Source organism: Kitasatospora sp. NPDC048239 (assembly GCF_043202015.1).
Lineage (GTDB): Bacteria > Actinomycetota > Actinomycetes > Streptomycetales > Streptomycetaceae > Kitasatospora.
Map to the genome: position 1 here is coordinate 1 of NZ_JBICZP010000038.1, position 10,352 is coordinate 10,352.

Annotated in this window: 8 protein-coding genes and 1 pseudogene; 7 read left to right on the forward strand and 2 right to left on the reverse strand. The window is 73.8% G+C overall.

Going from position 1 to position 10,352, the window contains the following annotated elements:
• The first annotated feature begins 400 nt into the window (after window positions 1-400).
• The 5 genes from ACGFZP_RS39305 to ACGFZP_RS39325 all read left to right on the forward strand — a co-directional run bounded on the left by ACGFZP_RS39305 (window position 401) and on the right by ACGFZP_RS39325 (window position 5,053).
• Window positions 401-868: a hypothetical protein gene (locus ACGFZP_RS39305; protein ID WP_392942250.1), complete on the forward strand. Its 468-nt coding sequence runs from the start codon at window positions 401-403 to the stop codon at window positions 866-868.
• Between the two features lie 121 nt (window positions 869-989).
• Window positions 990-1,760: a class F sortase gene (locus ACGFZP_RS39310; RefSeq protein ID WP_392942253.1), complete on the forward strand. Its 771-nt coding sequence runs from the start codon at window positions 990-992 to the stop codon at window positions 1,758-1,760.
• A 337-nt stretch (window positions 1,761-2,097) separates the two neighbouring features.
• On the forward strand, window positions 2,098-2,997 hold the full coding sequence (locus ACGFZP_RS39315; RefSeq protein ID WP_392942256.1) for a hypothetical protein: 900 nt from the start codon (window positions 2,098-2,100) through the stop codon (window positions 2,995-2,997).
• On the forward strand, window positions 2,994-3,809 hold the full coding sequence (locus ACGFZP_RS39320; RefSeq protein WP_392942259.1) for a response regulator: 816 nt from the start codon (window positions 2,994-2,996) through the stop codon (window positions 3,807-3,809). Before ACGFZP_RS39315 ends, ACGFZP_RS39320 begins: the two co-directional genes overlap by 4 nt.
• A complete protein-coding gene (locus ACGFZP_RS39325) occupies window positions 3,806-5,053 on the forward strand; it encodes a sensor histidine kinase (RefSeq protein WP_392942262.1) in 1,248 nt (415 codons plus the stop codon). The genes ACGFZP_RS39320 and ACGFZP_RS39325 overlap by 4 nt, the downstream gene beginning before the upstream one ends.
• 29 nt (window positions 5,054-5,082) lie before the next feature.
• Here the strand turns inward: ACGFZP_RS39325 and ACGFZP_RS39330 are convergent, their stop codons facing one another.
• Both ACGFZP_RS39330 and ACGFZP_RS39335 read right to left on the reverse strand, forming a co-directional pair.
• Window positions 5,083-6,048 (reverse strand): Gfo/Idh/MocA family protein, encoded by a 966-nt coding sequence (locus ACGFZP_RS39330; protein ID WP_392942265.1) that lies wholly within the window; start codon window positions 6,046-6,048, stop codon window positions 5,083-5,085.
• A 60-nt stretch (window positions 6,049-6,108) separates the two neighbouring features.
• The gene (locus ACGFZP_RS39335) at window positions 6,109-8,745 is read right to left on the reverse strand and encodes a tetratricopeptide repeat protein (RefSeq protein WP_392942268.1); all 2,637 of its coding nucleotides are present in this window, start codon (window positions 8,743-8,745) and stop codon (window positions 6,109-6,111) included.
• 794 nt (window positions 8,746-9,539) lie between these two features.
• Here ACGFZP_RS39335 and ACGFZP_RS39340 point away from each other — a divergent pair.
• Together ACGFZP_RS39340 and ACGFZP_RS39345 are read left to right on the forward strand one after the other, a co-directional pair.
• Window positions 9,540-9,743: a cold-shock protein gene (locus ACGFZP_RS39340; protein ID WP_030918248.1), complete on the forward strand. Its 204-nt coding sequence runs from the start codon at window positions 9,540-9,542 to the stop codon at window positions 9,741-9,743.
• Between the two features lie 362 nt (window positions 9,744-10,105).
• Window positions 10,106-10,352 (forward strand): annotated as a pseudogene (locus tag ACGFZP_RS39345) (ATP-dependent helicase); the annotation flags it as partial.

A 10,352-nucleotide genomic window follows, 5' to 3' on the forward strand; every position in this document is an offset into this window, starting at 1 on the left:
CGCAGCCCAGCCCGAACCGGGTGTGGTGTTTGCAGGGATTGGCCGCCCCGGGACCGTCCGCGCCAATGCGTGTCCGGTGCTCCCAGCCGAGCGACTTAAGGACACTACTTCGTTCTGGCGCCACAGGCAAATCCCCAGCCAGGGCCACCTGCCCCTGCCCGGGCCGCCGGCCGGCCATGCCGCCCGAACCCGCGTGCCGCGACCCGGTCGTCACACCCGCCCCGCCGCCGTTACACAGCCGATGGGCGGCCGATGAACCGTCGTGACACGACCGGCCGGGGACCGCGACACGGCCTCCCTAGCGTCACTGACGTCGCCCCGGCCACCTCCGGCCGGGTGCGGACCGCAGCGGAGCCGTACGGGATCCGCGGCACCGTCCACGACCAAGGAGATCCACCGCATGACCAAGAGCCGTACCCACCACTCGCCCGCCCGCCGCGTCCTGGCGGTCTGCGCCCTCACCGGCGCCGCCCTGATGACCGTCGTCGCCGGCGGGCCGGCCTGGGCCGACGGAGGCGCCCCGGCCGCCCCGTCCGCCGCCCCGGCTGTCGCCACCCCCACCGCCACGCCGTCTCCCGCCGGCGGCTCGGCGGGCGCCCCCGTGATCAGCCCGCCGGCCCGGCCGAGCGCTGCCCCGGCCGCCCCGGGCGCGACCGTCACCGCCACCCCGTCGCCCCGGCCGGAGGCCAACGGCGGGGGAGCCCCGCAGGTCCGTGAGGTGCCCAAGGGCGCTGCCGCGGCCGGTGACGGCTCCAGCTCCAACGGCAACTCCGGCGTCATGCTCGTCGGCGGCGGCACCGTGGCCGCCGTCGGTGCCGGTGTGCTGGGCTTCGCCCTCCTGCGCCGCCGTTCCGGTGCGCGCGGCTGACACCGGTTCCGGGCCCTCCGGGCACCCCGTCGCCCCGCCCCCGTACGGTCACGTACCGGGGCGGGGCGGCGGGCCCCTGCCGGACGACGGGCGGCCCGGGACCCTCGAAGCAGTAGAAGCAGTGGGAGCAGCGGAGCATCCGCAGCAGTCGGCCGACGGTGGCCGACGGGCCCGGCGTCATGAGAGCCGCCGCGGGGCGCGCCCCGGCGGTCGGCACGGCCACCGAACGGTCGCACCCGGCCTGAGCGGACTGAGCCGAACCGCCTTCGCCGCTGCGGGCCTGCTCTGCCTGGTGGTCGGCGCCACCGTGGCGCTCTCGGGTCCGGAGACCCCGGTGGTCCGGGTGGAGACGTCCGTCCACAACGCCGCCGCCCCCGCCACGGCCTCCGCACCCTCCGCGCCCGGCGCACCCGCCGCTCCCGTCCCCACCCCTCGGGCGCTGGCGGCTTCGGTCCCGACCAGGCTCCTCATCCCGGCGGCGGGCGTGGACGCCCCGGTCACCGCCCTCGGCCTGAACGCCGACGGCACGGTCGAGGTCCCGCCCGCCGACCGGGCCTCGGAGGTCGGCTGGTACCGCAACGGCCCCACCCCCGGCGAGACCGGCCCCTCCGTACTGATCGGGCACTACGACACCGCACACGGCCCGGCCGTCTTCCATGCGATGCCGAAGCTCAGGGCGGGTGACGACATCCAGGTCCGGCGGGCCGACGGCAGTACCGTCTCCTTCCGCGTCCGCACCCTGTTGCAGGCGCCGAAGGACGACTTCCCGACCGAGACGGTCTACGGCGACACCAAGGCGCCGGAGCTCCACCTGATCACCTGTGGCGGCCGGATCGGCGCGGACGGCCACTGGACCGACAACATCATCATCCTGGCGGACCTGGCCACCTGAGCAGGCCCCGGTGCGGGTGGGGCTCGCGGCCGCCGCCGCGAGCCCCACCCGCGCGCGTGCCCGCCGCACGGCGCCGCACGCACCCGCTCCCGTCCCGCTCCCCCTACCCGCACCCCCAGCCGTACCCGCCCGGATTCCCCGGCGGCCGGAGGGGGATCATGGACCGCTGAGGCCGACGGACACCGGCCGCCCCCGGCCGCCCGGGCGGAACCGGGGGCTCCCCTCCGGACGACCTAGGCCTTGTCGGACAGGACCTGGGCGCCGTGCACGAACCGGCGGATCTCCGCAGCTCAGGTAGATCAGGCAGACCAGCAGATTGGAAGGAAGGGATCCGACCATGGCAGCAGCGCTTCGGAGCCGGCTGCGGGTACGGGTGTCCGCCGCGGCGGGCGCCGGGCTCCTCGGACTGCTGGCCGGTTCGCTCGCCGGGTGCGCGACGCCCGGCGAACTGCGCGACAACGGCGTGACCGGGCGGGTGACACCGCCCCCGGTACCGCAGCCGCTCTGGTCGGACCTGGCGGCCGCCCCGCCCCCGGTCTCCCCGACCGCGGACGGCAGCCGGGCCACCGATCCGCCGCCGCAGCCGATCCCGGACGTGACCGTGCCCGGCCAGGACATCACCGTGCTCGACGCCCGCACCGTGCTCGCCAAGGACCCCGGGGTGACGGCGGAGGAGCGGCGCGCCCTCGACGGCTGCCCCGCCTGTGAGGTCCGCAGCGCCGAGCACCGCGACCTCACCGGTGACGGGCGGGACGAACTGTTCACCGCCGTCGGCACCGGCGAGCTGGTGGTGCTGCACGTCTACACCGTGGCCGGGGACCGTGTCGTCCCCGTGCTGCGGGTCCAGGTACAGAAGGGCTTCAGCGCCGAGACGATCGGCCCGGAGCTGTGGCTGTACGAGCCGACCACGGTCTACGTCCGGACCAGCAGCCACTACCGCTGGGACGGGGTCCGGCTCGCCCTGGTGGAGCGGAAGGTCGAGGGGATCGGCCCGATCCCCGGCTCCGGCCAGGGGAGCCCCGCCGAGACCGGCGCCGTCCCCGCCCCGCCGACCGCCACGCCCACCGTGATGCCCGGGGCGAGCCGCCCGGCCCCCGGGGCGGTCGCCCCCAGCCGGCCCTCCGCACCGGGGAACGGAGCCGGCGCCGGGGACGCCTCCGCGCGCCCGGCCTTCCCCTCCCCCGCCGCCCCCTCCCCCGTCCGTCCGACCCCAGCCGCCCCGGAAGCGAAGCCATGAACCCCGCCGCCCCGACCGCCCAGCCGCACATCCTGATCGTCGAGGACGACGAGGTGATCCGCGAGGCCACCCGGATGGCCCTGGAGCGGTACGGGTTCCCGGTCTCCACGGCCGCCGACGGCCTGGAGGGACTGGAGACCTTCCAGGCCGTCCGCCCGGACCTGCTGCTGCTCGACGTGATGCTGCCGCTCCTGGACGGGGTCGGCCTGTGCCGGCGGATCCGCGAGGAGAGCCAGCTGCCGATCCTGATGATGTCCGCACGCACCGACCCGGTCGACGTGGTCTCGGGGCTGGAGGCCGGCGCGGACGACTACATCGTGAAGCCGTTCGAGAGCGCGGTCCTGGTGGCCCGGATCCGCACGGTGCTGCGCCGGGTCCGGGTGGTCCCGGCCGCCGAAACCCCGCCACCGCCCCCCGTACCGGCGGCGGCACCGCTCACCCCGACGGAATCCGCCCCGCCCGCCCCGCCCGCATCCCCTGTTGCGCCCGCATCCGCTGTTGCGCCCGCGCCGCCCGCCCGGACCGTGCGCAGCCTCGACGGGATGGAGGTGGACACCGACAGCATGGAGGTCCGGGTGCACGGTCGGCTCGTCCCGCTCACCCCGACCGAACTGCGGCTGCTGCTGGAGTTCACCGCCGCGCCCGGCATCGTGCTGGAGCGCTCCAGCCTGCTGGAACGGGTCTGGGACTACGAGTGGGGCGCCGACACCCGGGTGGTGGACGTCCACGTGCAGCGCCTGCGGGCGAAGATCGGCGCCGGCCGGATCGAGACCGTGCGCGGCTTCGGCTACAAGCTGCGGCGGCCGGTATGACGCTGCGCCGCCAGATCGCCACCGCCGTCGCCGCGATATCCGTCCTGGTCGCGGTCACCGTCGGCCTGCTGGTGCACCAGGCGATGGTCCGCCAGCACGTGGACCAGGCCCGGAGCTCCGCGCTCGCCGCGCTCGACTCCTCGCTGGCCTCGTACAAGCTCAACCGCACGATCACCGGCCGCACCGCCGCCCTGGACGATCCGGCGCTCCCGGCGCGGCTGCGCAACCTGGCGGCCGACGAGCGGCAGGGGTCGGTCCTGGCCGCCGGGCCCGAGGGCGAGGCCATGTGGGCGGCCGGCGCGGTCCAGGGCGGGGTGCTCTCCGTCCGGGTGGACTTCACCCAGGACCGGCAGGCCATCGCCGACCTGGACCGGATCATCCTGATCGCCGTCACCGCGTCGGTCTTCACCACGGTGCTGGCCGGGGTCATGGTCGCGGACCGGATCAGCCGCCGGCTGCGCACCGCCGCGGCCGCCGCGCGCGGAATCGCGGCCGGCCGCACGGACACCCGGATCGGCGAACTGGTCGACGGGCGCGACGAGGTCGCCGATCTCGCGGCGGCGGTCGACTCGATGTCCCGGGCGCTGCACCGCCGGCTGGAGGACGAGCAGCAGTTCACCGCCGACGTGGCGCACGAGCTGCGCACCCCGCTCACCGGCCTGGTGACGGCCGCCGAACTGCTGCCCCCCGGCCGCCCGACCGAACTGGTCCGCAACCGGGTACAGGTCCTGCGCTCGCTGGTGGAGGACCTGCTGGAGGTGTCCCGGCTGGACGCCGACGCCGAGACGGCCTACCTGTCGGAGGTACCGCTGGAACGCGCGGTGCGCCGCACGGTCACGCTGACCGGTCTGACGGAGCCGACCGTGACGGTGGCGGGCGAGGCCGACGCGGTGGTCCGCACCGACCTGCGCCGGCTGGACCGCATCCTGGGCAACCTCCTCGTCAACGCCGACCGCCACGGCACCGGCCCCGTCCTGCTGAACGTCGACGGCCTGCGGATCACCGTCCGTGACCACGGCCCCGGTTTCCCCGACGACCTGCTCCACCACGGCCCCCAGCGCTTCCGCACCAGCGTCCGCGAACGCGGCCGCGGCCACGGCCTGGGCCTGACCATCGCCCAGGGCCACGCCCGCGTCATCGGCGCCACCCTCACCTTCACCAACCACCCCGACGGCGGCGCCGTGGCCACCCTCCTCCTACCCCCCGCAGCCCACCAGCCCCCGCCCGACCCCCAGACCCCCTGACCCCCTGACCCCCTGACCGGACGGTCGTCCTAGGTCAGGTCGTCGTCGGAGCGGGGCATCGTGTGGTGGATCTCGGTGATGGTCGCGGCGGCGTCGAAGCCGAGGACCGGGTCCGGCCGGTCCGACAGCAGGCTCTCGTAGAGCGGCCGGTAGTGGGCGATCTTCCTGGGGGTCCGACCGTCGCTGCCGTGGGTGGCGAGGAGATCGCCGCCCCGGGCGGCGAAGCCGGTCAGCGCGGTGTGGTCGATCCAGACCTCCACCCCCGAGTGGCCGAGGACGAGACTGCTCACCTTGCTGCTGGAGCCGGTGAGCCAGCTGCTGCGCAGCCGGGCCGTCCCGATCGCCCCCCGGGAGCGGTACTCGGCAGTGCACCAGGCGCTCGCGCCGCCGTCGGTCTGCTGCGCGGAGGTGAGCGCCCTGAGGTCGACGAACCGGGTGAGCATGCTGAGCTGGTTCACCCCGGAGTCCATCCAGCTGGAGGTGTACGACGTGAAGGCCTGGGGCCCCTTGAGGACGTAGGGGTCGTAGAAGGCCGAGGTGACGGCCGTGACGGGCCCCCACTCGGGGTGCGCGGTGATCAGCTCCGCTGCCCAGTCCACCTCCGGTGAGAAGGCGAAGTGGTGCGCGGTGAACAGGCGGCCCCGCACGTCGGCCGTCTGCTCCAGGGCCCGCAGCCGGGAGAGGGAGTCGAGATCGTGGACAAGGGGCTTCTCGACCAGCACCCGGGCCGTGGACCGCAGCAGCACCTGGCCGACCAGCTCCGCGTGCGTGTCCGTGGGGGTGGCGAGCACGATCAGGTCGGGCTGGTGCGCTTCGAGCGCGTCGGCGAGGCGCGGGTAGTGGGGCGGGTGCCCGCCGCGGAACCGGACCGGCTCGGTGTGCCCGGGGTCCACGGTGAACTCCAGTGTCACCTGGGCCCGTTCGGCCAGGACCGCGAGATGGGTCTGCGCGATGGTCCCGACCCCGACCAGGCCGACACGTACCAGGTCAGTCATGGGGTGCCGCTCTCCTCGTCCACTTCGGTCTCCGTCTCCGTCTCCCCGCCTCGGTGTCCGTCATCGGTGGGCCACCACCTCGGCCCAGCGGCCCAGCGAGGCGGCCGGACCGTCGACCCAGTCGACGGCGGGGCCGTGCTCCGCCGCCGTGCGGGCGCCGTCGATCCAGCTGGTCGTGATGGGAACCCAGTAGGTGTTTCCCCCCGAGCTGCGGGTGCGCTCGTCGAGCTCGGATCGCTTGCGGCGGGCGCCGTCGTGGTCTCCGGCGAGCGCGCCGAGGAGGATCTCGGCCACGTCGGCCAGGTTGTGGCCGCCCCGGTAGGAGATCCCGTCCGCCAGCTGCCGGGTGTCACCGACCGCCGCCCTGGCGGCCTCGGCGTCTCCGGCCATCGCGTGGGCGACCGCTTCGGCGGAACGGATCTTGACCAGCTCGACGGGGTTGGGCACGAGGTCGAGCAGCTCCCGGGCCCGGCCGGCCGCGTCGCTGACGGCCGCCGTGTCCGGGGACCAGCAGGCCGTCTGGGCCAGGTTGGCCAGCGCCTTCGCCTCCGCGGCGGCCAGCCCCTCGCGCCGGGCCAGCGTGATGGCCTCGGTGTAGGTCGCGGTCGCCTCCTCGAAGCGGGCGTTGACCCGCCAGATGTGCCCGATCAGTCGGAGCCGCTCACCCTCGTCCTCCGGTCCTCGGCCGGGTTGCTCCCGCAGGGACGCGAGGGCGGTGGCGAAGCGTCCGTTGAGGTAGTCGTAGTCGGCGAGCCAGTAGCGTGCGACCGCGTCGAACTCGCCTCCCAGGAGGCCGCGGTAGATCTCGGCCGCCACCGTGTAGTCGCCGTGGTTGCGGAGGGCGTGCGCGTGGTGGACGCGCACCAGCTGCGCCGCCGGGCTGCCGGAGCGCACTCCCGCGCCGGCATGGCTCAACACCTCGATCGCCTCCTCCACCCGGCCCGTACGGCGCAGCTGGACGCCCCTTATCGCCCCGCGGATCGCCTGGTACTCCGGCACCTCCGCCGGGCCCGTGGTCAGCCCGGCCCCGATCTCCGTCCACTGCCCCGCCTCGACGAGGCGTTGCGCGGCCCGCACCATCCAGTCGTCGAAGACCCCGTACCCGGCCGAGAGTTTGAGCCCTGCCTCCAGGGCCTGCGCGGTCGCCACGCGCCCGCCGGAGCGCCCTGAGCGCTTTCCCAGCCAGGTCAGCAACCGGGCTGCGGCCTCGCCGCGGTCGCGGTCGGACCAGCCGTCCGGAAGGGACCGGTCGGCCTCGCTGATGGCGTGGCGCAGCGCCGCGTGCAGGGCGTAGGGCAGCGCATAGGCGTCGTCGTGGGTCAGGAACGGGCGTCGCAGGAACCGCGCCACGCTCCCGTCGGAAACGGCCGGCTGGCCCGCCCGCAGCAGCTCGGCGCCGACCCGATCGGTGAGCGCGGCGGTCCGGACCAGGTCGCGTTCCTCGCGCGGGAGGTCCCGGATCGACCGGGTGGCCACCGCCGTGAACGATCCGCCGAAGTCGGCCACCGACGGCTGCCTGCCGCGCGCCAGCAGCTCGGCGCAGTGCGACACCGACAGGTCCAGGTACAGGGGAAGCCCCTGGCCGCCGGAGATGACGCGCGCCCGCACCTCGGGTGACATGGCGGGCTCGCCGTCCCGGGTGAGTGCCTCGCTGAGGTAGCTGTCCGCGTCGGAGTCCGAGAGGTACCCGACGAGGTGTTGCCGCGGCTCGGCCGTGTCGTTGCTGAAGTGCAGATGGGGCCAGCAGTGCGGGCCGGTGAAGTCCAGCTCGCCACCGGCGCCCGTGTCCGCCCAGTCGATCCGGTTTCGACCGGTGACCACGAACAGGACGTTCGGCATCAGGTAGACACAGCGCTGTACGAACCGTTCCACCGCGCGATCGCTTCGCCCGTTGACCACCTCGAAGGTGTCGAGGAACACGCACACGCTCGGCCGTCGGCGCGGCCGACCGCGTCGGGGCAGTTGTTCGAGGTCCCAGGCCAGCAGGTACGGGAAGTACGAGAGCGTCTCGTAGTCGGCGTCCGCTTCGACGAGTTCGGCGAACAGCTCGCAGTCGGAGAGCAGGCGCCCCTCCCGCACGCGATCGCGGATCGCCCGGTAGGTGGCCAGGGCCGCACGGTGCGCCAGGCCCGCCAGGCCGCCCAGGCCGGCGGGGTCGACCTGTCGCACGCTCTCCGCGATCTGGTCGCCCAGACCGATGCTCCGGGAGGCCCGGCGCAGTGCCGGCGAGGCGTCCAGGAAGTCCTGCAGGGCCTCTCCCGGGTGGGCACGGGACCAGTAGGAGGCCAGTGCCAGGTCGAAGGCCGGCCAGCGGTCTCCCAGTCGGCCGAGACCGGCCCGAAGACGCAGCAGCAGGCCCTCGATGTCGCAGGCGCCGTCCTCGGAGACGTCGACCCGCACGGCCACGACGTCGTCGCGCCCGTCGGCCGATGCCTCGGCGAGAAGGCGCCGCTCCAGCTCATGGGAGAGCGTCGTCTTGCCTATGCCGCCCACACCGTAGAACGTCAGGACGTTGCGACGCCCCTGCGCACGGTCGACGACCGGTGAGACCTCGGCCTCGTCCAGTGCCCGGTGCAGCCCCTCCAGCGACCGGCCGAAGGCGGCCACCTCGTCGACCCGGTTGGTGAAGACCTGTTGCGCCGTGATGGTCGACGCGAGGCCGCTCATGAACGCGGCCCGCAGGTTCACTCGTGTCATCCGGTCTCCTCGTACGGTCCCAGGTGTGTCTCGCCGACATTCCGTTGGGGGAAACGCCTGATGGCGATCCTGACAGGATCCGACGGACCGTCACAAGACGCCCCCGGAGGGTTCAGGCGTCCGACCGAGGGCGCGGCGGCCCCGTCTGCGGCGTGTCGGGCGGGGTGGCGCCGGCCGCAGCCCAGGACCGCCGGCCGGGCGCCGGACCGGGTCGGCCTGAAGACCCACGGGCGCCGACCGGACGGCGCCCCCTTGACGGGTGGGGACCTGCTTGGGCGGGGTGATTTCGGCGTGACTTTTCGGGGGGTTTTGGAAGGAGCGGGGGTGGCTCCTGGGGAGGTTCTGGAATTCGGGCGGGGCGGAATGGGAATCGGGCGGTCGGTGGCTCCGGTGATGTCAGGGGTGGCCGGGGCGGTGGTGGGGGTCCATTTCGGTGTCGTTGACGGGGTCGTTTCGGAGGTGTGGACGGTGGCGTCGGCGGCCCGGGCGTGGCGGATGGATGGGACTCCAACTTGCTTGGGAGTGAGGGGTGTTGGTGATTTCGGCGGTTCGGGGGCGGCAGGGCCGGGAGCGGTGTCCGCGGGGCCGGGGGGAAAAATAATCCACCGCGGCGGGCCCGAGCCTGCTAGAGTCGTTTTAGTTGCAGTAGTGGTTCCCATGAACTTTGTGTGCGCCTGCTCGATGTATCGCAGGCGCATTTTTGTTTCCCGGCTCTTCCCCGGGTGGGTGCTCATCGCGGCGACTCGGGGCCCGCACGGTGCGGGCTTCGGACAGCCCCTTGAAGGAGTTTTTTTATGGCTAATGGCACTGTGAAGTGGTTCAACGCGGAAAAGGGCTTCGGCTTCATCGAGCAGGAGGGTGGCGGCCCGGACGTCTTCGCCCACTACTCGAACATCAACGCCAACGGCTTCCGTGAGCTGCTCGAGGGCCAGAAGGTCGAGTTCGACGTCACGCAGGGCCAGAAGGGCCCGCAGGCGGAGAACATTCGTCCGCTGTAGTTCTGCCATGGCACCCGCCTAGCAGCGAGGGGCCCGCACCGCGTACATGCCCGGTGCGGGCCTCTCGGCATTGCGCCGCGATACACCCCGGCCGCTCAGGCCCCCGGCTCCGCCACCGGCGACCATCCCCACGCGAGACGCACAGCGTCGCGTCCGGATCGGCGCCCTGCCGTGACAACCCACGGCTCGAGGTTCTTCGCTCCCTTCCTTTCAGGTGAGCGCCGACCGTAGGTGACGTGCCGCACGGTTTCACCGTCCACGCCCCGTCCGTCACACTTCCGGCCCGTTCCCCAGCGGTCTCCGCCGGCGCCCCGCGCTGCAGAGCCATCCTCGAGACGTGCCGCCCTGAGGAAGGTTTTCGTATGAACCGCTCCAGTCGCTCCCCGTACCAGAACACCAACTCCCGCTCCGCCGCCAGCTCCCGCTCCGGCGGAAGCGGCTTCTACGGCTCCCGCCCGGCCGGCGGCCGCCGGCCCTCCGGCCAGGGCGGCCGCCAGGGGTCCTCCGGGAGGACCGAGTTCGCGATGCCGGTGAGCACCACCCCGGCGCTGCCGGCCGTCGAGGCGTTCGACGAGCTGGACATGCCGAAGGCGCTGCTGTCGGTGCTGA

Coding starts and splice junctions, on each gene's coding strand:
- ACGFZP_RS39305 (WP_392942250.1), top strand. CDS start 401: ATGACCAAGAGCCGTACCCACCACTCGCCCGCCCGCCGCGTCCTGGCG.
- ACGFZP_RS39315 (WP_392942256.1), top strand. CDS start 2,098: ATGGCAGCAGCGCTTCGGAGCCGGCTGCGGGTACGGGTGTCCGCCGCG.
- ACGFZP_RS39320 (WP_392942259.1), top strand. CDS start 2,994: ATGAACCCCGCCGCCCCGACCGCCCAGCCGCACATCCTGATCGTCGAG.
- ACGFZP_RS39325 (WP_392942262.1), top strand. CDS start 3,806: ATGACGCTGCGCCGCCAGATCGCCACCGCCGTCGCCGCGATATCCGTC.
- ACGFZP_RS39330 (WP_392942265.1), bottom strand. CDS start 6,048: ATGACTGACCTGGTACGTGTCGGCCTGGTCGGGGTCGGGACCATCGCG.
- ACGFZP_RS39335 (WP_392942268.1), bottom strand. CDS start 8,745: ATGACACGAGTGAACCTGCGGGCCGCGTTCATGAGCGGCCTCGCGTCG.
- ACGFZP_RS39340 (WP_030918248.1), top strand. CDS start 9,540: ATGGCTAATGGCACTGTGAAGTGGTTCAACGCGGAAAAGGGCTTCGGC.